This is a genomic window from Massilia eburnea (genome assembly GCF_050709955.1).
GTDB classification, from domain to species: Bacteria; Pseudomonadota; Gammaproteobacteria; order Burkholderiales; family Burkholderiaceae_D; genus Rugamonas; species Rugamonas eburnea_A.
This window is the reverse complement of sequence record NZ_JBNZFX010000035.1, coordinates 73,185-99,652: the sequence shown is the minus strand read 5'-3', so window position 1 is coordinate 99,652 and position 26,468 is coordinate 73,185. Positions and strand designations below refer to the sequence as shown.

The window sequence follows — 26,468 nt, the reverse complement described above, 5'->3', positions numbered from 1 at the left end:
TATGCCCCGCAAAAACGCTTTAGAATTCCATAAAACAGCAGAACGGTTACGCAAATATGCAGAAACTTGACTGGGAAGACTTGCGCTACTTTGCCGCCGTTGCGCGCGGCGGCTCGATCTCGGCGGCGGCGCGCGAGCTGGGCGTCAACCACTCCACCGTGTTGCGCCGGCTCGATAGCCTGGAGCAGTCGCTCGGCGTGCGCCTGTTCGAGCGCCTGCAGTCCGGCTACGTGATGACCGGCGCCGGCGAAACCTTGCGCGGCCGCCTCGGCCCGATCGAAGAGGAAATCGGCAGCGCCCAGCGCGAAGTCGGCGGACTGGATGAAGAACTGCGCGGCAGCATCCGCCTGACCACCACCGACACGCTGGCGCATGGCCTGCTGATGCCCTACCTGCACCGTTTCCAGGAAGCCCACCCTGCGGTGCAACTGCAGCTGGTCGTCAACAACAGCTTTCTCAACCTCACCCAGCGCGAAGCCGACATGGCGCTGCGCCCATCGAATACGCCGCCGGCCAACCTGGTCGGCCGTAAGGTGGGCGCGCTGGCAACCGCGCTGTACGCTTCCCACGCTTACCTGCGCGGCGCCGAGCGCCAAGGCATCGCGCGCGACGACTGGGCGGCGCATCGCTGGGTGGCGCCGGACGATAGCCTGTCCCACCTGGCCGCCGCGCAATGGCTGGCCGAACATGTGCCGCCCTCGCAAGTCGCGGTGCGCACCGACAGCCTGGTGACCATGGTCGACGCGGCGCGCAACGGCATGGGCGTGGCGCCGCTGCTGTGCATGCTGGCCGACCGCGAGCGCGCGCTGGAACAGCTGGTGCCGCCCGATCCGCGTTTCCACACCCAGCTCTGGGTGTTGAGCCATCGCGACCTGCGCAACGTAGCGCGCATCAAAGCCCTGAGCCAGTTCCTGTACGACGCGCTGAGAGAAGACGCGCATGTTTTCCCCGCTTGATGTACATTGTCCTTTTCACAAGGAGCCACTCCCATGACCAAGAAAATCGCCCTCATCGTCGGCAGCCTGCGCAAGGACTCGCTGAATCGCAAATTCGCCAACGCGCTGGTGGAAGTGGCGCCAGCCGAGCTGCAGTTCGAATTCGTCGACATCGGCGACCTGCCGCTGTACAACCAGGACCTGGACGACGCGCATACCCCGCCTGCGGCATGGACCGCCTTCCGCGACAAGCTGCGCAACGTGGACGGCATCGTGTTCGCCACGCCGGAATACAACCGCGCCATGCCGGGCGCGCTGAAGAACGCGATCGACGTCGGCTCGCGTCCGTGGGGCCACAGCATCTGGAACGCGAAACCGGTCGGCGTGATCTCCGCCTCGATCGGGGCGGTGGGCGGCTTCGCCGGCAACCACAACGTGCGCCAGACCATGGTGACCCTGAATGCGCCGGTCATGCCGGGCCCAGAGGTTTACATCGGCAACGGCAGTGCGCTGATCGGCGAAGACGGCAAGGTCAATAACGACAAGACCAAGGAAGTACTGGCCGGCTGGGCTGCCGCTTACGCGAAATGGGTGGAGGCCAATGGCCGCAAGGCTTAATTCAGGGCTGAAGTGGTAAAATCGCTGACCTTCCCCACTGCAGAAGACTGAGATCCAGACCATGCAAGAAATGCTCACGCCTTACGAAAAAGGCAATAAAAACCAGACTACCCTCTGGACCGAGTGCATCGCCTTCTACCAAGAACTGGCACGCCGCTTTCCGAATATCCTGAAATTTGAACAGGCAGCCGTATCGGACGGCGGCATTCCCCTGCATGTGGGCGTGGTCAGCGCCGACGGCGTTTTCGACCGCGAACAGATCAAGCGCGAAGGCCGTACGGTCTTCTTCAACAATAACGGCATCCACCCCGGCGAGCCGGAAGGCATCGACTCCTGCATGGCGACGGTGCGCGACCTGTGCTTCAAGCCCGAGCTGCTGGCCAGCCTGGGCAAGACTGTGCTGCTGTTCGTCCCGGTCTACAACGTGGACGGCTGCCTGAACCGGCAAAACACCTCGCGCGCCAATCAGGACGGGCCGGAGCTGTTCGGCTTCCGCGGCAACAGCCGCCACCTGGACCTGAACCGCGACTTCGTCAAATGCGACACGTTGAACGCGAAGTTCTTCAACCAGCTGATCACCGCCTGGGACCCGGACGTGATGGTCGATACTCACACCTCCAACGGCGCCGACTACAGCTACACCATGACCCTGATCCACACCCAGTGCGACAAGCTGGGTGGCGAACTGGGTGAATTCCTGCGCGACACCATGCTGCCGCAGATTTACGAAGACATGGCCGCCGCCGGCTGGCCAACCTGCCCGTACGTGAACCCGGTGGTGGAAACCCCGGACGACGGCATCGCCGATTTCCTGGAGACCGCGCGTTTCTCGACCGGCTTCACCGCACTGCATAACATCATCGGCTTCATGCCGGAGACGCATATGCTGAAACCTTACGCCGACCGCTATGAGTCGATGCGCGCCCTGGTCGACACCGTGCGCAATTTCACCGTCAAGCACGGCGAACAGATCAAGGCCCTGCGCGCCGCCACCAAGGCCGCGCAGCGCAAGCAGAAGGAATGGGCCGTCACCTGGCGCATGGATGAAGAGAATCCGGGCACCTTCCATTTCAAAGGCTACCAAGCGCAGCGCAGCCCGTCCACGCTGGGCGACTACGTCCGCCTGTCCTACGACCGCAGCAAGCCTTGGGCCCGCGACATCAAGTGGTTCAACCGCTTCCCTGCCGACGCCGTGATCAAGGCGCCGAAAGCCTACGTCGTGCCGCAGCAATGGCGCGAAGCGATCGAGCGCCTGCAGTGGAATGGCGTGCAGATGACCCGCATCGAAGCACCAACCACGGTGCAAGCCGAGTACTACCACATCAACAGCGTGACCTCGCGCCCGACCGCCTACGAAGGCCATATGTTCCACGACGAAGTGGAAGTCGAAAAACGCGAAGCCACGTTTGAGCTGAACGCCGGCGACTGGTACATTTCGCTGGACCAGGACAACGCCCGCTATGCCGTCGAAACCCTGGAACCGCAAGGCCACGACTCCTTCTTCCGCTGGGGCTTCTTCAACTCCGTACTCGAACGCAAGGAAAACATCTCCGACTACGTGTTCGAAGACCTGGCTGCCGACATCCTGGCCACCGAGCCGGAAACCAAGGCCAGGTTCGACAACTGGAAAGCCGCCAACCCGGCGCTGGTGAAGGACAAGGACGCAGTGCTGCACTTCATCTTCCACAACTGCCAGCGACAGCGCGAGCCGGAATGGCGCCGCTACCCTGTCCTGTCGATTGTGTAAGAGGGCCATGCACTACGCACTAGACCCCCGCACATTCTTCTACAGCCATTACTTCCACCTGGGCCTGCGCTTCGGCGCCGGCCTGGTGGGCGTTATTGCGCTGGCCATGTGGCTGACCGATATCCACATCGCGATGTCGATCGGCATCGGCGCGCTGTGCACCGCGCTGATGGACATGCCGAGCCCACTGCGCCACAAGTTCAACGAGATGATGGCATCGGTGCTGCTGTGCACCGCCGTCACGCTGCTGATCAGCCTATGCGGGCCGTATTACTGGTTGCTGATGCCGATGCTGGTGGCAGTGAGCTTCTTCGCCAGCATGATGGTCGTGTATGGCAAGAAGTCGATGCCGCTGCAGTTGGCGACGCTGTTCATCATGACCATGTCGACCGAGCATGTGCTGACTCCGGCGCAGTCGTTCGCGCACGCCGGCCTGTTCATGCTTGGCGCACTGGGCTACCTGGCCTACGCCATGGGCATTTCGTACGTGCTGCGCCACCGCATCAAGCAGCAGGTGCTGGCGGAAGCGCTGTTCGAACTGGCGGCCTATATCGACATCAAGGCCGACTTCTACGACACGCGCTACAACCTCACCGAGCAGTTCAACAAACTGGTGCGCCACCAGGCCTTGCTGGCCGACCGCCAGCAGGCTTCGCGCGACCTGATCCTGCGTGCCCACAACAACCGCAAGGATGCGGTGGTGGTGCAAATCCACGTCTGCATGCTGGACCTGTACGAGCAGGTACTCGCCACCCACACCGACTACGCGGCCTTGCGCACCCACCTGCTCGACTCACCCGCACTGCGCACCCTGCACGACCTGGCGTACAAGGCCGCACGCGATATCGAATCGGTGGCCTACGCCGTGACGCGCAAGCGTGCCTCCTATCCGGAAGTCGACTACACGCCGGAGCTGATGGCACTCGAGCAGCAGATCGCCGGCCTGCAGGACGACCTTGACGCCGGCAAACCGCGCCGCGAAGCCGTTACCGTGCTGCGCGCCCAGCGCAACAAGATCACCGCCATCATCCGCATGATCGGCGAGCTGCATGTATCGAGCCAGAAGGTGTATGAAGACACGCCGTTCTGGCGCGATATGGACATGCAGCCTTTCCTGTCGCAGCAGAAGTACGAACTGCAGCTGATGGTGTCGCACTTCCGCATGGACTCGCCGGTGTTCCGCTTTGCCCTGCGCGTGTCGATGGCGATTGCCGTGGGCCTGGCAATCGGCGCCATGCTGCCCTACAAGGCGCACAGCTACTGGATCGTGCTGACCATCGTGATCATCCTGAAGCCAAGCTTCAGCATGACCAAGCAACGCCGCTCGGACCGCATTGTCGGCACCATCATCGGCTGCATCATTACGGCCGTTGTGCTGAAGTTCATGGACCACCCGGCCGCGATCCTGACGGTGCTGGTGCTGTCCTCCATCGCGACGCCGACCTTCATCTACCTGCGCTACCGCTACGCTGCGATTGCTGTGTCGGTGATGATCCTGCTGTGGATGTACCTGGTGGCGCCAAGCAGCAACCTGATCTCCGAACGCCTGGTCGACACCTTCGTCGGAGCCGCGATTGCGACGGCGTTCAGCTTCGTGCTGGCGAATTGGGAATACCAGTCGCTGCCGCACCTGGTCAAGCTGGTGCTGTCGGTGAACCTGAGCTATATGGAAGCCAGCTTCGACCTGCTGCAAGGGAAGTACCGCAATGACTTCATCTACCGCATCCAGCGCAAGCGGCTGATGGAGACCCTGGCTGCGCTCAGTGCTGCGCTGGTGCGCATGCTGGACGAGCCGGAAAGCAAGCAGCGCGCGGCGGAGGACATCAACCTGTTCATCGTGCAGAACTACCTGCTGGTGGCGCACGTGGCCGCGCTGCGCGCGATCCTGCGCCGCCACGTGCGCGATATCCCGAGCGATGCGGTGAACGCCATGCTGGACACCAGCCACGCCACCGTCTGCCGTACGCTGACGGTCGCCCTGTCGCGCCATACGGGCGCCACGCCGCCTGCGGCTCCGCTACGCCGCGAGCCGGGGGCCGAGACGGAAGTGGCCTGGTCCGGCTGGCCCCTGGTGCAGCGGCGCATCCGCCTGCTTCAGGCAGATGCGGACAAAATCATCGTCCATAGTGATGCGATCGTTCGCAACGTTACTAACGGTGATTGAGGAGTGGGATGAAGGGTTCACTTGTTCGGCAGGGGGGCGCGCCGTTTGCCATCAACATACAGCGTGCGGCTGGAGGCGGATACGAGGTACTTGATTTCACTGTTTTTCGAGACGGCGCCGTAGGATTGTCCGTTGAGGTACACGATGCCGCCTCTCACCTCGACCTTGTCACCGTTGAGGTTTGAGATTCCCTCTCCGCGCATCAGGACTTCGCCGATGCCGTCTGTCCAGCGGACGGACGAAGTGCTGCGGTTGTTTTCAGCGGAAAAGGCGGTTGGGGAAACCAGGGCAACGAGAAATGCCAGCGGGATGATAATTTTCATGCCAACTCTTAGAGAGAATTAGGGGAGACGTACAGCTTCCCGCCTTTTACGTCGAACACCACGCGGTGGCTGCGGAAGAACGGCGCGCCCAGGATGCCGTCGAATGGGGCGCCATCGAGCTTGATGCGGTGGATCCTCATGCTCAGGTTCAGCGTCCCGCTCATGTCGCGCAGCTCGCATGCCTGGTTGGTATCGCATGCCGCACCAAACCTGATGATGTTCACCTGGGCGCCGGTGTCCAGCACGAATTTGAGTTGCTTCCCTTCCACCTGCAGGGTTACCAGCGGTCCTTCCCCGCCGTACTTGAGATCAAGGGCATGCCACTTCGGCTGCCTGAGTTCGACCACCTGGCTCGCATCAAGGATCGACAGCGTGCGCTGCTTGTAATCGAACATCAACGGGAAGTTTGCCAGGGCATCCAGGCCGATAGCGCCGCCTGCACGCGCCTTGGTCAGTTCAGCTTCGGGACCTTCCGGCGCGCCGCCCCATTGCATGTGAACCTGGCCTTGCACCGGCGCCAGCATGGTGGAACCTACGACGACCCTTTCCGCAATAAGGCGCGGTGTTTCATACGCTCTACCCTGCAAGTCACGAAACTTCTTTTTCTCTTCGAGTACTTTGACCGAACCTGATTGCTCGATCGTCGAGGCGGGGAGTGAAATGCCAAGCTTGCCACCCGAATCGAACATCATGCGGCTCGACGCGGCGCCGACGGTGACACTCATGAATGGTATGCCATTGATAAGTTCGAATGGAACAAGGTCCGGCGCAGCGGCGGCTTGTTGGCAAACCATGGCGGCAAGAATGAAGCTTGAAAAAATACGCACTGGGGCATGTCCTCTTGTTAGGTGGATTCCGTCGCGATGGCGCCCTGCCAGTCGCCGTGTTCGGCCAGGTAGGCCGTCATATAGGTGTGAAAGTGCTCGGCCGCCAGGTGCCGGCGCAGGGAGTCGACCTTGTAATTGACGCTGACGTAGGCGACTCCGCCCACCAGCGCTACCGAACCAAGCCTCGTCGCCAACAGGGCCGCCATCATCTTGTACCGCAAACGCATCGTCTTGCTTACTCGCCCAGGTAACGTCCAAACCATTCGATCGTGCGCTTGCGCAGGTCGCGCTGGTGCTCCGGCTCGCGGATGCTGTGGCCTTCGCCTTCGTAGATCACCAGCGAGGTCGGCACGCCCATCGCCTTCAGGCCGTGCCAGAACTCCATCGATTGCGCCGGCGGACATTCGACGTCGCGCTCGCCGACATATACCAGCGTTGGCGTGCGCGCCACCTTGATCGATTCGATCGGCGACAGTTGGCGGTAGATCGCAGGGTCGTCGTAAGCGGAGGCGCCGAAGAATGGAATCATCCACTGGTCGATGCCATTCTGCCCGTAGTAGGAGATCCAGTTGGCGATGCCTGCGCCGGCAACCGCAGCTTTGAAGCGCTGCGAATGCGTCACGCCCCACATGGTCATGAAGCCGCCGTAGGAATGGCCGATAAGTCCCATGCGATTGGTGTCGACCGGCGCTGCAGCGGCCGCCGCGTCGACTCCGGTGAGGATGTCGCGCAAATCGCCGCCGCCGAAATCGCGACGGTTGGCGCGCGCGAAATCCTGGCCCTGGCCGAAGCTGCCGCGCGGGTTGGGCAGGAATACGAAGTAGCCCTTTTCCACCAGCTCGCGCACCAGCGGGTTGCCCTGTTCGCCCGGCGCGATGTAGCGCGGCGATGCCGCTGCAGCGGGGCCGCCGTGCACCTGCACGATCATCGGGTATTTCTTGCCCGGCACCGTGACGGGCGGGCCGATCAACCAGCCCTGCACATTGAAGCCCTCGTTCTCCCAGCTGATATTCTGCACCGCGACTTGCGGCGCCAGGTGGGCGTTGTCGTCGGTGATCGCGCGCATGGCGCCTAGCGGGCCGGCCACAATGGCGGCTGCGTGTTCAAAATCTTCCTGCACCGCTGCGGCCTTGCTGCCGTCTACGCTGAAGGACATTCGGCCATCGGCTGCGCCGGTCGATGCGGCGACCGAACGTAGTACCGTGCTGTGACCCTGCAAATCCAGCGACAGCACGTTCGACTTGTCGCCCATCAGGGCGGTGCCCAGCAAGCCTTTGCCGCGCCACACCAAGGTGTTGAAAGTGCCTTTGAAGCCCGGGGTCAGGTTGACCGGTTCGCCGCCTGCCAGCGGCACCGTGTAGACGTCGCCGCCGACCGAGCCGAAGTCGCTCATCAAGCCGCCGATGAAGGCCACGGTGCGGCCATCGGGCGAGACGCGCGGCATGTTCAGTTGCGTGGCGGGGCTGGCCACAATGCGCAGCACGCCGCTGGCGGCATCAACGTGGGACAGCTTGGCTACCCACCAGTTGTTATCGCCATTGCCTTTGGCGCTGGTAGCGATAAAGCCTTTGCCATCCGGCGTCCAGTCGTATTCGTAGATGAAGGTGTCGGCAGGCGACACCAGCTTGAGGGTGCCGCCTGCGGCCGCAATGGTGGCGATGCGCTGCGCATCCTCCTCCGTGCCGATCTCGCCCACCAGGCGCGCACCGGCCGCCGTGGCGCCGGTCTCCTTCTTCGCGCCGACGGTGGCCAGCAGCGACAGCGTGCGGCCATCGGGCGACCAGCGTGCGCTGCTGGCGACGCCCTGCACGGTGGCGACGGCACGCGCCTTGCCGCTGCTTGCGACATACAGCCATGCCGAGGCGGCGCGCTTGTCGCTGGCGACAAAGGCCAGCGACTTGCCGTCCGGCGACCAGGATGGCTTGTCGTAACTGCAGGTGGAACAGGGGTCGAATTCGGCGGCGATGGCGCCGCTCGAGGCATCGCGCACGACGATGGTGGGGTGCGGGCGCTTGCCGTTGCCGGTGTCGATGGATTCCAGCGACACCACGCGGTCGCCGGCTGGGGAGATTGCGACCGAGCGGTAGTCGCGGATGGCGGAGCCGGGAGACCCCGCCTGGGCAACCGCCCCAGAGATTATGGCCGTAGCCAGGAATGCTGTGTGGGCGATTGCTTTGACCTGCATTGTTTATACCTTGTTAAGCCTGGAGTTCCGGATTCCGTAGATGAAATAGGTTAACACCGCTACCACCATCCAGATAGTGAAAATCATCTTGGTGGCGTGCGACAGGTTGATCATCAGGTAAGCGCAGGCCAGGATGCTCAGGCCGGGCACGAAATATCCGCCGAAAGGCACGCGGAAGCCGCCCTTGGTGTAAGTGCCAGCGGCACGTTCCTGCGAGCGCAGCACCGGCACCGCGATCGACACCACGATAAAGGCGGTCAGGGTACCCATCGACACCATGTCCCACAGGAAGGTGGAATCGACTAGGCCTGCGACAATGCCGACCACCACGCTGACGATCAGCGTGTTGGCAACCGGCGAATGGGTCTTCGGGTTCACGCTCTGGAAAGCCTTCGGCACCAGGCCGTCCTTGGCAATCGCGTACAGGATGCGGGTCTGGCCGTAGATGGTCACCAGGGTCACGGAGAACACCGAGATCACGGCGCCGGCGGACAGCACCAGTGCCGGCCATGCCTTGCCGGTGACGTTCTGCAGGATCACGGCCAGGCCGGCGGCCTGGCCATCGAACTTATGCGCAGGCTGGGCGCCCATGGCAGCCATGGCGACCAGCATGTAAAACACGGTCACCAGCAGCAGCGCGGCGATGATGCCGATCGGGACGTTACGTTTCGGGTTGCGCACTTCTTCACCGGCGGTGGCAATGGTATCCAGGCCGATAAAGGAGAAGAACACCGTACCTGCGGCGGCCGCGATGCCGCTGGCGCCCGGCAGCCATTCGCCAGGCGTGTGCTTCAGGAACGGCGTGAAGTTGTTGGTGTCGAAACCGGTGAAAGCGACAGCGCAGAAGAAGATCAGGATCGCCAGCTTGATCAGCACCATGATTGCGTTGGCGGTGGCCGATTCCTTGGTGCCGCGCACCAGGAGGAAGCAGCACAACGCCACCAGGATCACCGGCGGCAAATTGAAGTGATCCATATGCCACACCGTGCCGTTCGGGGTCGAGACGATCATCGGCGAGCGCAGGTTTTCCGGGATCTGCCAGTGGAAGGCATTGACCAGGAAGTTGTTCAGGTAGTCCGACCAGCCGATCGCTGTGGCGCTGGCCGCCAGCCCGTATTCGAGCAACAGGCAGAAGGCGACGATGAAGGCCATGAACTCGCCCAGCGTGCGGTAGGCGAAGGAATAGGCCGAGCCGGCGGCCGGTACGCGGAAGGACAACTCGGCGTAGCACAGCGCGGTCAGGCCGGCAGTCAGCGCCGCCAGCAGGAAGGACAGCACTACGGACGGTCCGGCTTTCGGCACCGCTTCGACCATGGTGAAGAAAATCCCGGTGCCGATCGTGGCGCCAACGCCGATCATCGTCAGCGAAAACAGCCCGATGGAGCGGCTAAGGCCCTCCCCGTGCAGGCTCGTGCCGGCATCCGTATCCGCCGGGGTCGGCTTGGTACGGGTCAGCTTCTGGACCAGCGATTGATTCACAGGCATATCCTTCAGGACAAAAAAACCCCACGATTATAAGACCTCGCAGTTGCTGTACCTAAAGGATTTTGATGCAGGAAAGGCAACCGTGGCGGGCGCCCCACGGAGTCGCGTTTTTTAGCGCTGGCCGAGGCGCGTATCGCCGAACAAGTTTTTCAATTCCCGGGGCTGGGAGCGCCAATACTGCGGCGGTGCAGCAACCTGGGCGCCCAAAGCGGCGGCCGCGTGCCATGGCCAGCGCGGGTTGTACAGCATGGCGCGCGCCAGGCCCACCATGTCAGCCTGGCCGCTGGCGACAATCGCTTCGGCGTGCAGCGGCTCGGTGATCAGGCCCACGCCAATCGTTGGCATGCCTGTTTCCGCCTTGATGCGCTGCGCAAACTGGATCTGGTAGCCCGGGCCGAGCGGGATTTGCTGCAGCGGCGAGACGCCGCCGCTGGAGACGTGGATAAAGTCGGCGCCGCGCTGTTGCAAGCGATGCGCCAGCGCTACGCTTTGTTCGATGTCCCAGCCGCCATCGACCCAGTCCGAGGCCGACACGCGCACGCCGATCGCCACTTCGCGCGGCAGCGCGGCGCGCACGGCATCAAACACCTCGAGCGGGAAGCGCATGCGGTTTTCCAGCGCGCCGCCGTACTGGTCGCTGCGCTGGTTGGCCAGCGGCGACAGGAACTGGTGCAACAGGTAGCCGTGGGCAGCGTGCAGCTCGATGGCTTCGATGCCAAGCGCATGCACGCGCAGCGCGGCACTCACGAAATCGGCCTTGACCTTGGCCAGGCCCGCTGCGTCCAGCGCCAGCGGCGCCGGGTCGGTAGCCGCATGCGGCAGCGCGGAAGGCGCGACCGTCTGCCAGCCGCCCTGCCCGGGCGGCAAGGCTTGCCCGCCTTCGAATGGCGGTGCGCTGGAGGCCTTGCGGCCGGCGTGTGCAAGCTGCACAGCAAGCTTGATTGGCGAGTGGCGGCGGATCGCCTGCACGATGGGCGCCAGCGCCTGCTGGTGCGCGTCCGACCACAGCCCCAGGTCGGCCGGCGAAATGCGGCCTTCCGGCGAAATGGCCGTCGCTTCCAGGATCAGCAAGCCGGCGCCGGACAGCGCCAGGTGGCCGTAGTGGATCATGTGCCAGTCGGCCGCAAGGCCATCGTTGGCGGAGTATTGGCACATGGGCGCGATGGCGATGCGGTTCGCAAGTTCCAGCGGGCCCAGTGCATAGGGGGAGAACAGATGGCTCATAAAGTTACAAGTACTTACTATTGATACAGGCTTACGCCTAGCTTGGCGCGGCATGCATTGATAACCTTCGAAGCATGCAAAACCGCTACTGAGAAGGAGCCAGCCATGTACCGAAAAATCCCGACCGTTTCGACCCGCTTCAATCCAATGAAAGCGATCTCAGTGAGCGTGCTCCTGCTGACCATGGCGGCGACCTACGCCCTGCAGGTCAGCCTTTAACCCTCGTAGGGACCCAGGTAGTCGATCTTGCCGATCTTGACGCCCTGGTTCCGCAAGATGTCGTGCAGCGTCACGATATGGAAGTAGAAGTTCGGCAGCGCGAAAGTCAGCAGATAGCTCTCGCCAGTGAAAGTTGGCTTGAAGCTGCCGAAACTCAGTGCCACCTCGCGCGTTTCGCTGTTCGCGAAATGCTCCTCCCCCACGCTTTCAATGTAGGCGATCGTGTTCGCGATGCGCTCCTGCAGCTGCTCGAAACTGGCCTCGTTGTCGGTGAATTTCGGCGCTGCGATGCCGCTCAGTCGTTCGATCGAGAGTTTGCTGGTATCGCTGGCGCGCTGGACCTGGGCGGTCAGCGGCAGCATGTCGTCGGCCAGGCGGGCCGACAGCAGCGTTTCCGGGACTTTGCCGGTTTCCTCAGCGTGGGCCTGCGCTTTGCGCAGCAGGCTTGCCATCACGTTCAGGCCGCGCACGAAGACGGGCGCGGAGACTTTGTACATTGTCAGGGACATGCGCTATTCCTTTCCGGTGAGTGTCCGGGAAGTGTAGCGCAATCCCTTAACTCACGCGCGTGACCATCATTCCGGCCCGCAGGCCGATGCGCACGTCCGGGTTGGGGAACACCACCAGCTCCTCGTCATGCTGCACGGAGTAGACGGTGTCGCCGTCGCGGGCGATCTCGTCGCCTTTCTTCAGCGCGGTGAAATTCTGCGTCTCCTTGCCGAAAGCCATCTTGAAATCGTCGCTCAGCTTGATGATGTTCTGGGCCACCTTGAAGATGTGCGGCGCGCTGGCAGCTGGCGCCGGTGCTTTGCCGCGCAGCAGGCGGTCCAGGGCCTGCCTGGCGTCATCGAACTGCGAAAGGTCGTTCTGGCCCAGGGTGCCGATGCGGCCCAGTTCAATCGTGGTGCCCGCAGCGGCGTGATGCTCGGCGCTGTAATAGCTGTAGGTGCCGGCCGACGACGGATTCATGATGATGGCGCCGATGGCGGCCTCGCCCAGCCAGCCGACCAGTTGTTGCTTCGCATCTTCTGCGATCAGGTCGGGCACGATGGCGAAGGTCGGGTACACGCTTGGGCGGATCGCGGTGTGCAGGTCGAGGTGCCAGCGCTCGCTGCCGGCGCCTGCGAAAAATTCGCTGGTGGCAGCGATCATCACGTCGGCACGCGCGGCTTCGGCGGTGCCTGCCAGGGTGCCGCGTTCGGCGCGGAACATGCGGTTCAGGTCTGCATCGATGAAGCGCCTGGCCTGGCGTATGGCGCCGATATTGCCGACGCACAGCATCAGGTCGACTTGCAGCGCTTGCGGTTCTTGCGCCAGCGCGTCGAGCAGGTAGGCCACCAGTTCGATCGGGCCGGTTTCGTCGCCGTGCACGCCGACCGAGAGCAGGACGGCGGGACGGCCGGCCTGCTTGCTGCGGATGGTGAGGATGCCGTCGGCAGGCTGGGCGACTGCGTAGCCGGAGGCGGTGAAACTCTTTGCTACCGCGCTGAAATCGGCTTCAGCGAGGGCGCGGACTGCGGGGGGAATTGTTTGATTGTCTGCCATTCTTTGTTGCTTGTTTCTTTTCTGCTCCGCTAAAACCGGTAAACCAGTGTCAGACCCGCAGGGTCTGACACTATGACGCGACGGCCGCTGGTCGGTTTCAGGCCGCCAGGCCGACGGCGTTGACTGCTTCCGACAATGCCCATACATCCAGCATTGCCTGCTCCAGGTCGGCCGATGCCGCATAGCCGGACAGGCCCAGGGTGCAGGTCACCAGTTCGACTGCTTCGACCGCATCATGACCGTTGGTGGCCCGAGCCAGCACCTGCGACAGCAATTTCTGCTGTGTGCGGCGCAAGGCTTGCTGCGCGTAGCTACGCAGGTGCTCCTGCGACTTCGACGTAGCCGGCAGTTTCAGGCCGCGTTCCAGCGTATCGATACCCGCCTGCGAACGCAGCGCCATGCCGACCGCCAGGAAGCCCGGCAGGTCCATGCCCGCAGGACGCTTGACCGACAGCGCGGCGAACACGAACGCCGCCACGCCTTCCAGTGCATCGACCGCATTCCACGCCTGCACGAACTCGGCGCGCAGGCCGCTGTGGGTAGCCGCTTCCGACTGCACATCGGCCGCCATCTTGCGCACGGTGGCAGGGTCGGCGAACAGCTTGGTCAGTTCGGCAATGCCGGCGCCGCGCAGCTGGTCTTTCGACACGCCCAGCACGCCTTCGACCACCGCCTTCAGCATGGCGTGGGTGCGCGCATCGACGCGCATCGCCACGTTGCGCGGCACATTCAGTGCATCGGCATCCAGGGTGTCGAAGATTGGCGCCAAATCCAGCGCCGACCATGCCTGGCCCCAAGCCAGGATCACATCCTGCTCGGTGCCGTTGTTGGCTGCCGCCAGGTCACGGATCATCAGCGGGCCACAACGGTTCACCACTTCATTCGCCAGCACGGTCGCCAGGATGGCGTTGGACAGCGGATGGTTCAGCGGCGGGCGGGTCTGCACCAGCTGTTCAGGGAAGTAAGGACGCAGCACCTTCTCCGCCCAGCTTTCGTCCGTCAGCGGCATGGCCGACAACAGGCGCTTGTAGCGGTTCTTCACGTTGGCGATCACCACCGCCAGTTCCGGCGTGGTCAGGCCGCGGCCATCGGCCTTGCGGCGCGCCAGTTCGGCCACGCTTGGCAGATGCTCCAGTTCGCGCGACAGCGCGCCTTCCTCTTCCAGGTCGGCGATTAGGTCGGCGTAGCCGTCCTGCATATGCGCTTCCGACTGCGCCTGGAATTCACGCACCAGCAAGCGGGTTTGCTGCGTGTTGTCGCGCAGGACCAGGCGCTCGACTTCCATGGTCATGTCGTTCAGCAGCTGGTTGCGGGCTGCCTCGCTGGTCTGGCCGGCATTGACTTCCACGTCCAGCCACATCTTGCAGTTCACTTCGTGGTCGGAGCAATCCACGCCGGCCGAATTGTCGATCGCATCGGTGAAGATGCGGCCGCCGGCCAGGGCGAATTCGATACGGCCGGCCTGGGTTGCGCCCAGGTTGCCGCCTTCCGATACGACCTTGCAGCGCAGCTCATTGCCGCTGACTCGGATATTGTCGTTGGCGCGGTCTTTCACCTGCGCGTGGGATTCGGTCGAAGACTTGATGTAGGTGCCGATGCCGCCGTTGTAGAACAGGTCGACCGGGGCCAGCAGGATGCGGTGCATCAGCTCTTCCGGCGTCAGCGAGGTTTCCGCGATGTCCAGCGCGGCGCGGATTTCAGGCGACAACTCGATGGTGCGCGCGGTACGCGGGAACACGCCGCCGCCTTTCGAGATCAGTTCCTTGTTGTAGTCTTCCCACGAGGAGCGCGGCAGCGCGAACATGCGCTGGCGTTCGGCGAAGGATTTCGCGGTATCCGGATTCGGGTCCAGGAAGATGTGGCGATGGTCGAAGGCCGCCAGCAGCTTGATCTGGTTCGACAGCAGCACGCCGTTGCCGAACACGTCGCCCGACATGTCGCCCACGCCCACCACGGTGAATGGTGTGGTGTTCATGTCGTGGCCCATCTCGTAGAAGTGGCGCTTGACCGCTTCGAACGCGCCTTTGGCGGTAATGCCCATCTTCTTGTGGTCGTAGCCGTTGGAGCCGCCGGATGCAAACGCGTCGCCCAGCCAGAAGCCGCGCTTGACCGCGATGCCGTTGGCGATGTCGGAGAAAGTTGCGGTGCCCTTGTCGGCAGCCACCACCAGGTATGGGTCGTCGTTGTCGTAGCGGACGGTGTCTTCAGGCGCAACGATCTTGCCCAGCACGCGGTTGTCGGTCATTTCCAGCAGGCTGGCGATGAACAGGCGGTAGACTGCTTCGCCTTCCGCGGCAATCACGTCACGCGGCGCATCTTTCGGCATCTGCTTGCAGACGAAACCACCCTTCGCGCCGGCAGGCACGATCACGGCGTTCTTCACCATCTGCGCCTTCACCAGGCCCAGGACTTCGGTGCGGTAGTCTTCCATGCGGTCCGACCAGCGCAGGCCGCCGCGGGCGACCGGGCCGCCGCGCAGGTGCACGCCTTCGAAGCGGCGCGAGAATACGTAGATCTCGCGGAATGGACGCGGTTCCGGCACCAGGTGCAGGTTGCTGGTGTCGAACTTGAAGATGATCTTGTCGCCCTGGCCCGCGTTCTGGAAGTAGTTGGTGCGCAGCGTCGCCAGCATCAGGTCGATCATGGCCGCGAAGATCACTTCGGAGTCGGCGTGGTTGATCGACGACAGGCGGCCCTTGATGGCCAGCAGCTTGTCTTTGGCGGCGGTACGGGTCGTTTCCGGCAGCGCCGGATCGAAGCGCTCTTTCCAGGCATCGACCAATTCCTTCACCAGCGCCGGGTGGCGGCGCAGGATCTCCGCCATGTAGCGCACGGTGAACTGGGTGCCGGCCTGGCGCCAGTAGCTCATATAGGCGCGCACCAGCTGCACTTCGCGCAGGCGCAGGCCGCCTTCGACCACCAGGCCATTCAGGCGGCCGTCTTCGGCTTCGTTGTTGAACAGGGCGTTGAACAGGTCTTCCGCCACCTGCACCACGCCAGGACGCGACAGTTCGAGCGCGCTTTGCGCATCGACGGCCAGGCTGGTTACGTAATGCTTCTTGCCGTCCGCAGTGCGGATGGTGTGCGCGGATTCGCGCTCGATGGCGACACCGGCGTTATGCAGCGCAGGCAGGATCGAGGACAGCGCAGGCACGCGGTCGACCGAGTACAGGCGGATGGAAGTGGCGGCATTGCCTTCGGAAGGCAGTTCGACGCGCACGGCAACGCGCTCGTCCACGCCGTTGCGCAGGATCTTGTCCAGGTCATGGAAAGCCACGGCAGGCGGCGTTGCGGCGACATAGTCGACCGGCAGCGTGGAGCACAGTTTGCGCAGGCTGTTGCGCAGCGGCTCTTCGCCTACCTTGTCGGCCAGTTCGGAGAATTGGTCATGCCAGCCATCCAGCACCGTCAGCAGCGGACGCTGGATATCGCTTTCCAGGTCGAGCGGGTAGCGCGCGGCGTGGGCGATCAGGTACAGGCGGGCCAGCGGACCGTCCGACACCAGGGTTTGCGAGCTGACGTGGGTCGCGCCCGAGCTGTCCTGCAGGGCGCGCGCCAGCGCATGCGCCACGGAAGCGGAATAGCGTTCGCGCGGCAGGTAGACCAGCACGTTCAGGTGGCGCGCATACACGTCGCGGCGGGCGAATACCTTGGCGCGCGGCTGCTTGTACAGCGACACCACGGCGCCGCACACCTCGGCCAGCCATTCCGGTTCCGCTTCCAGCGCTTCGGTGCGCGGCAGCGATTCCAGGATTTCGATGAACTTCTCGGCGCGGAAGCCGGTCTCGCGCACGCCGGCGATCTTCAGCACTTGTGCGATGCGGCCGCGTGCGAACGGCAGGCGGGCCAGCGGGGTCAGGTTGGCGGCGCGGGTGAACAGGCCAACGAAGCAGTGTTCGCCCAGGATGGCGCCCTTGCCATCGGTATGGCGCACGCCGATGAAGTCCAGCGACTGGTCGCGGTGCAGCGTGCCGCCCACGTCGGCCTTGACGATCGACAAGGCGTGCGCGCGCTTGGACAGGGTGTCGAAGTCGCCGGGGATGTTGGCCAGGCAGGTGCCGTAGATAGGGTGCGCGGTATCCTGCAGCACGCCGATGCGGCTCGGGATGTCGCGCTCCAGTTCGCGTGCGCCTGGCTTGACCTGGTAGTAGGCGTAGCCGTGCACTTCGAAGCCTTCGTCGCGCGCCCATTGCAGGAAGGCCGCTACTTCCTGGCCTTCCTCGCCAAGGCCGGCGGATTCGGTGGCGACAGCGCCGAAGCGCTCTTTCATCGCAGGCTGGTCGCGCTTCACGACGGCGGCGTCGCGCGCCACCATTTCAATGCGGTCGGTCAGCTCTTTCAGCGCACCGTCTTCCAGCTTTTCGGACAGCAGGCACAGGACCATGGATTCCAGCTTGTCGCCTTTCTGGCCGACTGCCTCCACCGATCCGTCGGCGCTGCGGCGCACCGGCAGCACGGCGTTCAGCACGCCGTTGGAGCCGACGCGCAGCTTGCGCATGGCGATCACGATGGAGTCGACCAGGTAAGGCATGTCGTCGTTGACGACCAGCAGCGCGGTGGCATGGCCGCCGCGCGCTTCTTCGTATTGGAGCTTGGCGATCTGGCAACCGGAGCCGGTGCGCTTGGCCAACTGGGTGAAACCTTCCACAAGGACCGGGGCCAGGCTGCCGGGGGACAGGTCAGCCAGGTCTTCATCGTCCAGGGAGCCGAGCCAGGCTTCGATCAGTTGTGCGATCGGGCCGCTGGCCTTGACCAGTTCGAGCGTTTGCTTGCGCAACTCTTGTGGCATTTGTTTCATCTGCTTCTCCAAATACGTTGTGGGTATCTTCTTTTCTAAACCGGTAAACCAGGGTCTGACCCGAGGGTCAGACCCGCTCCGCGGCGGCCGCGTGGGCGGGTCAGACCCTTGGGTCTGACCCAGATTTACCGGTTCTACAGATCATAAAGGCCAGGTAAGCCCAGGATCTGTTCCAGCTCTTTCAATGCGGTATGCACTTCAACAGCCAATTGCGGATCTGCTAAATCTTTTGGTTCCAAATGGTCGCGGTAGTGTTTCTCGACCCACGCGACCAGGCTATGGTACAGCGTTTCGGTCATGACCACACCCTGCTGCATGGCGGCCGCTTCTTCCTCGGTCAGCGCTACGCGCAGGCGCAGGCAAGCCGGCCCGCCGCCATTGCGCATCGACTGGCGCAGGTCGAAATGGATCAGTTCATCGACCGGGCCGCCGGAGGCAACCAGCTTTTCCAGGAAGGCCGCGACAGCCGGAATCTCCTGGCATTCGTGCGGCGTGACCAGGGCCATTTTGCCATCCGGTTTGGACAGCAACTGGGTGTTGAACAGGTAGGAAGAAACCGCATCGGCCACCGACACTTCGGCGGTCGGTACCCGGATCGCCACCAGCTCGGCTCCCACGCCCTGCATCGCGGCGCGGATCGAGGCCAGCGCGCCCTGCTCGTCGGCAAACGCCTGCTCGTGGTAGAACAGCACATTGCCATTACCCACCGCGATCACGTCGTTGTGGAACACGCCCTGGTCGATCACGTCCGGATTCTGCTGCACGTACACGCAGCGTGCAGGATCGAGGCCATGCAGGCGCGCCACGGCTTTCGAGGCTTCGAGCGTATGACGGGCCGGGAATTTCTTCGGCGCCGGCGCGTTCGGATCGAACTCTACGCGGCCGTACACGAACAGCTCCACAGCAGGCTTGCCATGCTGGTCGCACAGGCGGGTGTGGTTGGCAGCGCCTTCATCGCCGAAGGCCGGCGTGCCAGGCAGCGCATCGTGCACGGCAAAGAAACGCTCATCCTTGAAGATGGCGCGCAGCGCGCGGGCCGACTGCACGTGCTCGAAGGCGCGGTGCAGCTTGTTGTTCAGGTTTGCCGCGGTGAAGTGCACGCGGCCATCCCTGGTGTCGGCCGACGGGCTGACGGTGGCGGCATTGGCAGTCCACATCGGCGAGGCCGAATAGGCGCAAGCCAGTACCACCGGCGAATCATCGTACGCCTGGGCGATCACCTCGGCATCGGTGCCGCTGTAGCCCAGGCTGCGCAGCAGTCGGAAATTCGGACGGTCCTGCGGCGGCAGCAGCGCCTGCGCGAAACCGCGCTTGGCCAGCTCGCGCATCTTGGCCAGGCCTTGCAGGGCGGCCTGCTTCGGATTGGATGCGCTCTTGACGTTGTTGAACGAAGCGACGTTACCGAACGACAGGCCGGCGTAGTTGTGCGACGGTCCAACCAGGCCGTCGAAGTTGTACTCGCGTGCAGTAGGCATGGCCATCCTCAGAAGTTCATGCCAGGCGACAGCTTGGCTGGCATTTCAAGGGCGCTGTTCTCGATCGAAGCGACCGGGTAGGCGCAGTAGTCCGCTGCGTAGTATGCGCTAGGACGATGGTTGCCGGACTTGCCGACGCCGCCAAACGGCGCCGAACTGGCGGCACCGGTGGTCGGGCGGTTCCAGTTCACAATGCCGGCGCGGGCACGCAGCTGGAACTTCTGCCACAGCGCTTCGTCGGTCGACAGCAGGGCCGCGGCCAGGCCGTAGCCGGTGTTGTTGGCGACACGGATCGCGCCATCGAAATCGTCGACGCGGATGATCTGGGCCAATGGACCGAACCATTCCTCGTCAGGGATGCCTTGCGCATCGGTGGTGTCCACGATGCCCGCGGAAACGAAGCCGGTGCCCGGCTCCAGTTGGCGCATTTCCAGCAGCAGCTTGCCGCCCTTGGCCACCATGTCGGCTTGCGCCTGCACCAGCTTTTCAGCCACGGCTGCGGAAACCACGGGGCCCATGAACGGCGCCGGTTCAGCGGCCGAGGCGCCCACGCCCAGCCTGGACGCCACTTCCACGAAGCGCTTGACGAAGGCATCGCCCTGTTCGCCCTTCGGCACGATCACACGGCGCGCGCAGGTGCAGCGCTGGCCGGCGGAGATGAAGGACGACGACACGGCCATGAACACGGCAGCATCGATGTCGGTCGGGTTCCACACGATCAGCGGGTTGTTGCCCCCCATTTCCAGCGCCAGCAGCTTGCCCGGCTGGCCGGCGAACTGCTTGTGCAGGGCGGCGCCGGTCTGGCTGGAACCGGTGAACAGTACGCCATCGATTTCAGCATTCTGGCCCAGCGCGATGCCGGTTTCGCGGCCGCCGTTGACCAGGTTGATCACGCCGGCAGGCGCGCCGGCCTTTTCCCACAGCGCGACGGTCTTGATGGCGGTGCGCGGTGCATATTCGCTGGGTTTGAACACCACGGTATTGCCAGCGATCAGGGCCGGCACGATATGCCCATTCGGCAGGTGGCCAGGGAAGTTGTAAGGACCGAATACGCCGAACACGCCGTGCGGACGATGGCGCAGCACAGCTTCGCCGTCAGCTACCTTGGACGATACAACGCCGGTGCGCGAGCCATAGGAGGTAATCGAGATGTCCACCTTGTTGGCCATGGTGGTCACTTCAGTGCGCGCTTCCCACAGCGGCTTGCCGACTTCTTCGGAAATGGTCTGCGCCAGGTCTTCCGCGTTTTCCTTCAGCAGGTCGCGGAATTTGGAGACGATGGCAATGCGCTCTTCCAGCGGACGGTAGGCCCAGGCTTCGAAGGCGGAGCGCGCAGCGTGCGCAGCTTGCGCCACGTCGTCGGCGGTGGACTCCTGCGACGAGTAGGTGTTCTTGCCGGTGGCCGGGTTGGTGGTCACGATGGTCTCGCCGTGGCCTGCTTTCCAATGGCCGTTGATGAAATTGCTCAGTTCAGACATTCTGGTTCTTCCTCACGTTGAGAGACAGGGTGCGCACGGTGTCGCCGGATTGGCAATGCAGCAGTGCTTGTTCTTCGGACGACAGGTCAATGCCGCCGCCGGATGGATTGGCGTCGGTCAGGATCATGCGGAAGTCCTGCATGACGGTGTTCGACACCAGGTATGGTTCGATGGTGTGCAGCGCGCAGGCATGCGCGGTATCGGTATCGCGCGTGACGGAGGCCAGTTCGCTGTCGCGCATGGCGCGCAATTCGGTCACGCGGGCTTGCAGCACCGGGCCGGCATCGAAAATATCGACATAGCCTTCGTAGTGCAGGCCTTCCTGCTCCAGCAGGCGGCGCGCCGGCGCGGTGGCCTGGTGCACTTTGCCGATCGCTTCGCGCGCATCGACCGGCAGGTAATCGACGTACAGCGGCTGGCGCGGCATCAGCTCCGCGATGAAGGATTTCTTGCCCAGCGCGGTCAGGTCGTCGACGTGATGGAAGTCCATCTTGAAGAAGTAACGGCCCAGGCCTTCGTAGAACGGCGAGGTGCCGTCTTCCGCCTGGTAACCGCGCATCTCGGCGATGATCTTCTGTTCGAACAGGTGCGGGAACTGGGCGATGAACAGGAAGCGGCTCTTCGACAGCAGCTTGCCGTTATTGCCCTGGCGGTAGTCCGGGTGCAGGAACAGGGAGCACAGCTCGGAGCAGCCGGTCAGGTCGTTCGACAGGTACAGCGTGTCCATGCGGGTGAACACGTTCAGCTCACGGCTGGAATGCACCAGGGTGCCGATGCGGTAATTGTAGAAAGGCTCGGTCAGGCCGACCGCGCCCTTGATGGCGCACACGCCGGCCAGGCGGCCGCTGTCGGTGTCTTCCATCACGAACATGTAGTCGCGTTCTTCCGGCGGGATGGTTTCGGCGAAGGACGCCACCGCTACGGCGACGCGGTCGCCCATCATTTTCATGTCCGGCTTGAGCGTGGTCATTCCGGTGCCTACCTGGCTGGCCAGGTTGAACAATCCGTCCAGGTCATTCGCTTTAATGGCGCGTACAACTAGCATAGTATTCTCGTTCTTAAATGCGGACGCAGGTCACGGTGTCGCCCTCTTCCACGCGCAGGATTTCCTGGGCTCGTGGGGACAGGCAGACGGTATCGGTATTTTCCAGCGGTGCGCAGTTGATCGTCACCGCACGGAAGCGCTGGTCAGGGCCGGTCGACACGGCATATGTCGCCACCGCATCGCTGGCTTGCGTGCCTTCCGCGCTGGCCACGCGGCGCGGCAGCGACGAAGAGAAGGTGCGCAGCGTGTGCTTGTGCGCCTGCAGGATCGGGCCGCCGTCGAAGATGTCGATGTACTCGTCGGCTTCGAAGCCTTCGGAGGTCAGCAGGTTAAAGGCCAGTTCGCCGCTCGGATGGATCTGACCCATCACCGCTTGCGCATCGCCTGGCAGCAGCGGCACGTAGACCGGGTAGTGCGGCATCAGCTCGACGATCAGGGTGCGGTTACGGGCGCCGCCGATCACGCGTTCGGCATCCAGGAAATCCATCTTGAAGAATTTGCGGCCCAGCGCGTCCCAGAACGGCGAGCCGCCGTTTTCATCGGTCAGGCCGGCCAGCGGCACGAAGAAGCGGTCGCCGAAGCGGTGCGGCGCCTGCACTGCATACAGCAGGCGGGAGCGCGACAGCAGCGCCGCTTCCGGGCGCTGCGCCACGCTGGCGTCGACGTAGAAGCCGGACAGCTGCGAGTAGGCGGTCAACTCGGAGCACAGCGTCAGCGCGTGCACGCTGTGGCTGATGTTCAGGTCACGCGAGACTTGCTGGATAACGTCGTTGCGGAAGGAGAAGTAGGTGCCGTTCGAGCCTGCGGAGGCGTGGATGGCGGCGGTGCCGGCGATCTTCTTGTCGGCCAGCGACTCCATCACGAACATATAGGATTCTTCGCTCGGGATGTCGACGTGGGCGGAGAAGGAAGCAATGGAACGCTCGACTGCCTGCTCGATCTTCTCGCGCGTCTTCGGCAGGGTATGGACACCCGGCATGCTGACCGCGGCCAGTGACTCGAGGGCGGCGATGTCGGCGGTTTCTACCGGACGGACTACGTACATGGGTGCTCCTCTTTTATTCTTCTCTTGAAACGATAAAACCGGTAATTCAGGGTCTGACCCAAGGGTCAGACCCGACCCGCGACTGTCGCTGGTCGGGTCAGACACCTGTGTCTGACCCAGATTTACCGGTTTCAGGCAGCCTTGGTCAGCTCAGCAATCGCCAGGCGGATGATGCGGTCCGCTTCATCGATCTGCGCGTCGGACACGATCAGCGCAGGCGCCAGGCGCACCACGTCCATGCCGGCGATCAGGATCATCAGGCCCTGTGCTTCGGCAGCGCGCTGGATATCCTTGGAACGGCCCTTGAACGGCTCGGCCACAACCAGGCCCAGCAGCAGGCCGGCGCCGCGCACGGCGGAGAACATTTGCGGGAAATCGCGCACCAGGCCTTCCAGCTTGACGATCAGCTTCTCGGACGCTTCTTTCACGCGTGCCAGGAAGGCCGGCTGGTTGATGGTTTCCAGCACGGTCAGCGCCACGGTGGCTGCCAGCGGGTTGCCGCCGTAGGTGGTGCCGTGGGTGCCCACCGCCAGGTGCTTGGCCAGCTCTTCGGTGGTCAGCATGGCGCCGATCGGGTAGCCATTGCCCAGCGCCTTGGCCGAGGTCAGGATGTCCGGGGTCACGCCGTAGCCCTGGTAAGCGAACAGGGAGCCGGTACGGCCCATGCCGCACTGTACTTCGTCGAAGATCAGCACGGCGCCGACCTTGTCGCACAGCTCGCGCAGGGTCTTCAGGTATTCAGGATTGCCCGGCATCACGCCGCCTTCGCCCTGCACCGGCTCCACGATCACGGCGCAGACGTCGTCGCCGATGGCGGCCTTGGCCGCTTCGATATCGTTGTAAGGGATGTGGTCGATCGACGGTGGCAACGGCTCGAAACCTTCGGTGTACTTGGCCTGGCCGCCGACGGAAACGGTGAACAGGGTACGGCCGTGGAACGAGTTCAGGCAGGACACGATGCGCGGCTTCTTGTCGCCGAATTTGGCGTGCGCCACTTTACGGGCCAGCTTCAGGGCTGCTTCGTTGGCTTCCGCGCCGGAGTTGCAGAAGAAGGCGCGGTCGGCGAAGGTGGCTTCGGTCAGGGCCAGGGCCAGGCGCAGCACTGGCTCATTGGTGTAGCCATTGCCCAGGTGCCACAGGGTATTGGCTTGCCTGGTCAGCGCTTCCACCAGGACCGGGTTGCAATGGCCCAGGGATGCCACCGCGATGCCGGAGGTGAAATCCAGGTAATGCTTGCCGTTCTGGTCCCACAGGTCCAGGCCCGCTGCTCGCACTGGCACCATTTGGGCAGGTGCGTAGGTCGGGACGAGAACCTCGTCGAAGGTAGCGCGGGTTACAGGGCGGGTGGTAACAGTCGAGTCAAGCTTGGCGTTCATAGCAAATCCCCATCAATGGTAAGGTGTACTGCATTGTAAAAGCGGGGATGCTAAAACTCTTTTGAATCTGCGACAAGGATTTTCAAAATTGTCCAAAACCGGTTCACCGGTTTAACTTGCGCTGCCGCTCCTCGCGCGGTGTATTGCCAAACAAGGTGCCAAACGCCGTGGAAAAGTGCGACCCCGACGAGAAACCGCACATCAGCCCAACCTGCACTATGGAATGGTTTGTTTCTAAAAGTAATTGTCGCGCCCGTTGCAGGCGCAATTCCAGGTAATAGCGCGACGGCAGTGAACCCAAATACTGCTTGAACAAGCGTTCGAGCTGGCGCCGCGATAGGCCCACCAAGCCGGCGATGTCGTCGGTCGACAGCGGCTCTTCGATATTGGCCTCCATCAAGGTCACCGCCTCCGACAGTTTGGGTTGCAGAGCCCCGAAGCGCGCCTGCAAGGCCACCCGCTGCCGCTCCTCCGACGAGCGCACGCGATCGATGCACAGCGCTTCCTTGATCTCGGCCTGCACATTGGCGCCGAACAGCGCCTCGATCAGGGTCAGGGAAAAATCGAGCGAAGCCGCCCCGCCGCAGCAGGAAATCAGGCGCCCATCGATCTCGAACAAATTCGGGGTCAGTATGGCGCGCTCGGTAACATCCTCGGTTTCCGCATAGAGCGCCCACGGCAAGGCGATGCGCGCACCGCCAGCGGCACCGGTCTGGGCCAGCCACAGCACGCCGGCCCCTACCCCGCCCCAATACTCGGCCTCACGGCAACGCTCGATCACCGCGCGCAGCTCGGCATCGGCCGGGCGCGGCGAACCCTCGTCCGCGACCAGCAGGGCCAGTCGCCAGTCGCCGGCCAAGCCGGCCGCCTGCGACGGCGCGATGACGTCAAGCTGGAAACTGCCATTCAGGATGCGTTGGGCCAGCCGCAGGGGCTGCACCAGACCGGACCAGGACAGGCTGTCCGGCTCGCCCGCATTCACCAGCAGCATGCGCAGCGGCTGCTCCCGGGTCAGGCGACTAAGTTGAGCAAATGACATCTTCTATTCGGGGACGAGCGCCGACGCCGGGCGCTCAGGGGTATTCCATTGGCTGACAATCATACCGGAGATCAACAGTACCGCGCCCAGCAGCTGCATCATGCCCATGGTCTCGCCCAGCCAGAAATAGCCGAAGATGGCCGCGCTGGCGGGTTCGAAGGCATACATCACCGCCGCCTCGTTGGCGGTGGCGTGGCTCTGGCCCCAGGTTTGCAGGGAAATAATGGCCGCCGTGGCGATCACGCCCAGGTAAGCCAGGTTCCATTTATAGGTCAGCAGGCCCTGCCAAATGTAGGTGTAGTAGTCGGTCGCATCGTGCGGCACATCGATCACCCCGCGCGGCACTTCGCGCAGCAGTATCCACAGGCCGGCAAACAGCGCCACGGTCCAGATCTGGGCCACGGTCAGTGTCATCAGGCGCTCGACCTTGCGCGAGAACTGTTCCATCACCTTGATGTACAGGCCGAACAGGAAGGCCGCCGCCAGCGCCAGCGAATCGCCGCGGCTCCAGGTGAAGCTGCCCTCCCAGCACAGGGCGAACAGGCCGCCGATGGCCAGGATCAGGGCCAGCACGATGCGCTTGTCCGGCCACTTGCCCATGGCGATGCCCAGCAGCGGCACCACCAGCACGTTCAGGCCGCAGATGAAGGCATTGCGGTTGGAAGAGGTCAGGCTCAGGCCCTCGACCTGGGTCAGGTAACAAAAGAACAGCAGCACCCCGGCCAGGAAGCCGTAATGCAGGTCGCGCCATTTGGCGCGCAGCAGGAAGGGCGACAACAGCAGGCCGGCAATGGCGAAGCGCGACAGCACGATCCAGTTAGCCGACAGGTTGTCGGTCATATCCTTCATCGCCGGGAAGGTGGTGCCCCAGACAATGGTCACCACCAGCAGGGCCAGGATACCGCGTGCGTGTAGGGGCATGGCGGAAACACCATCTTGT

The 26,468-nt window shown here is 63.5% G+C and carries 20 protein-coding genes; 4 read left to right on the top strand and 16 right to left on the bottom strand.

Features of this window, described 5'->3' with window-relative positions; translation table 11 throughout:
* The first annotated feature begins 56 nt into the window (after positions 1-56).
* The 4 genes from ACQ4MM_RS22065 to ACQ4MM_RS22050 all read left to right on the top strand — a co-directional run bounded on the left by ACQ4MM_RS22065 (position 57) and on the right by ACQ4MM_RS22050 (position 5,464).
* Positions 57-956 carry a LysR family transcriptional regulator gene (locus ACQ4MM_RS22065; protein WP_431479370.1) on the top strand — a complete coding sequence of 300 codons (900 nt, stop codon included), beginning with the start codon at positions 57-59 and terminating at the stop codon, positions 954-956.
* A gap of 33 nt (positions 957-989) precedes the next feature.
* A complete protein-coding gene (locus ACQ4MM_RS22060) occupies positions 990-1,553 on the top strand; it encodes an NADPH-dependent FMN reductase (protein ID WP_431479369.1) in 564 nt (187 codons plus the stop codon).
* Positions 1,554-1,623: 70 nt separating this feature from the next.
* A complete protein-coding gene (locus ACQ4MM_RS22055) occupies positions 1,624-3,300 on the top strand; it encodes a M14 family zinc carboxypeptidase (RefSeq protein ID WP_431479395.1) in 1,677 nt (558 codons plus the stop codon).
* Positions 3,301-3,307: 7 nt separating this feature from the next.
* Positions 3,308-5,464 carry an FUSC family membrane protein gene (locus tag ACQ4MM_RS22050; protein ID WP_431479368.1) on the top strand — a complete coding sequence of 719 codons (2,157 nt, stop codon included), beginning with the start codon at positions 3,308-3,310 and terminating at the stop codon, positions 5,462-5,464.
* Between the two features lie 17 nt (positions 5,465-5,481).
* Here ACQ4MM_RS22050 and ACQ4MM_RS22045 read toward each other — a convergent pair whose 3' ends face one another.
* From ACQ4MM_RS22045 to ACQ4MM_RS21970, 16 genes are all read right to left on the bottom strand, one after another.
* A complete protein-coding gene (locus ACQ4MM_RS22045; RefSeq protein ID WP_431479367.1) occupies positions 5,482-5,787 on the bottom strand; it encodes a hypothetical protein in 306 nt (101 codons plus the stop codon).
* 8 nt (positions 5,788-5,795) lie between these two features.
* The gene (locus ACQ4MM_RS22040; protein WP_431479366.1) at positions 5,796-6,512 is read right to left on the bottom strand and encodes a hypothetical protein; all 717 of its coding nucleotides are present in this window, start codon (positions 6,510-6,512) and stop codon (positions 5,796-5,798) included.
* Positions 6,513-6,631: 119 nt separating this feature from the next.
* A complete protein-coding gene (locus ACQ4MM_RS22035; RefSeq protein WP_431479365.1) occupies positions 6,632-6,841 on the bottom strand; it encodes a hypothetical protein in 210 nt (69 codons plus the stop codon).
* A gap of 8 nt (positions 6,842-6,849) precedes the next feature.
* Positions 6,850-8,799: a prolyl oligopeptidase family serine peptidase gene (locus ACQ4MM_RS22030; RefSeq protein WP_431479364.1), complete on the bottom strand. Its 1,950-nt coding sequence runs from the start codon at positions 8,797-8,799 to the stop codon at positions 6,850-6,852.
* Positions 8,800-8,802: 3 nt separating this feature from the next.
* Positions 8,803-10,278 (bottom strand): APC family permease, encoded by a 1,476-nt coding sequence (locus ACQ4MM_RS22025; protein WP_431479363.1) that lies wholly within the window; start codon positions 10,276-10,278, stop codon positions 8,803-8,805.
* 117 nt (positions 10,279-10,395) lie between these two features.
* Positions 10,396-11,508 carry an NADH:flavin oxidoreductase/NADH oxidase gene (locus ACQ4MM_RS22020; protein WP_431479362.1) on the bottom strand — a complete coding sequence of 371 codons (1,113 nt, stop codon included), beginning with the start codon at positions 11,506-11,508 and terminating at the stop codon, positions 10,396-10,398.
* Between the two features lie 215 nt (positions 11,509-11,723).
* Complete coding sequence (locus ACQ4MM_RS22015; RefSeq protein WP_431479361.1) at positions 11,724-12,236, bottom strand: DUF1993 domain-containing protein; 513 nt, start codon at positions 12,234-12,236, stop codon at positions 11,724-11,726.
* A gap of 46 nt (positions 12,237-12,282) precedes the next feature.
* Complete coding sequence (locus ACQ4MM_RS22010) at positions 12,283-13,272, bottom strand: succinylglutamate desuccinylase (RefSeq protein WP_431479360.1); 990 nt, start codon at positions 13,270-13,272, stop codon at positions 12,283-12,285.
* Between the two features lie 97 nt (positions 13,273-13,369).
* A complete protein-coding gene (locus ACQ4MM_RS22005) occupies positions 13,370-18,070 on the bottom strand; it encodes an NAD-glutamate dehydrogenase domain-containing protein (protein ID WP_431479359.1) in 4,701 nt (1,566 codons plus the stop codon).
* Between the two features lie 134 nt (positions 18,071-18,204).
* Entirely contained in the window at positions 18,205-19,545 is a 1,341-nt protein-coding gene (astB, locus tag ACQ4MM_RS22000; RefSeq protein ID WP_431479358.1) for an N-succinylarginine dihydrolase, read from the bottom strand.
* A gap of 8 nt (positions 19,546-19,553) precedes the next feature.
* The gene (gene astD, locus ACQ4MM_RS21995) at positions 19,554-21,023 is read right to left on the bottom strand and encodes a succinylglutamate-semialdehyde dehydrogenase (RefSeq protein ID WP_431479357.1); all 1,470 of its coding nucleotides are present in this window, start codon (positions 21,021-21,023) and stop codon (positions 19,554-19,556) included.
* Positions 21,016-22,068: an arginine N-succinyltransferase gene (gene astA / locus ACQ4MM_RS21990; protein WP_431479356.1), complete on the bottom strand. Its 1,053-nt coding sequence runs from the start codon at positions 22,066-22,068 to the stop codon at positions 21,016-21,018. Before astA ends, astD begins: the two co-directional genes overlap by 8 nt.
* 13 nt (positions 22,069-22,081) lie before the next feature.
* Positions 22,082-23,113, bottom strand: a complete 1,032-nt coding sequence (locus tag ACQ4MM_RS21985) for an arginine N-succinyltransferase (RefSeq protein ID WP_431479355.1) — start codon at positions 23,111-23,113, stop codon at positions 22,082-22,084.
* 131 nt (positions 23,114-23,244) lie between these two features.
* Positions 23,245-24,489 carry an acetylornithine/succinylornithine family transaminase gene (gene astC / locus ACQ4MM_RS21980; RefSeq protein ID WP_431479354.1) on the bottom strand — a complete coding sequence of 415 codons (1,245 nt, stop codon included), beginning with the start codon at positions 24,487-24,489 and terminating at the stop codon, positions 23,245-23,247.
* Between the two features lie 103 nt (positions 24,490-24,592).
* A complete protein-coding gene (locus ACQ4MM_RS21975) occupies positions 24,593-25,528 on the bottom strand; it encodes a GlxA family transcriptional regulator (RefSeq protein ID WP_431479353.1) in 936 nt (311 codons plus the stop codon).
* 3 nt (positions 25,529-25,531) lie between these two features.
* On the bottom strand, positions 25,532-26,449 hold the full coding sequence (locus ACQ4MM_RS21970) for a DMT family transporter (protein ID WP_431479352.1): 918 nt from the start codon (positions 26,447-26,449) through the stop codon (positions 25,532-25,534).
* Between the last annotated feature and the right edge of the window lie 19 nt (positions 26,450-26,468).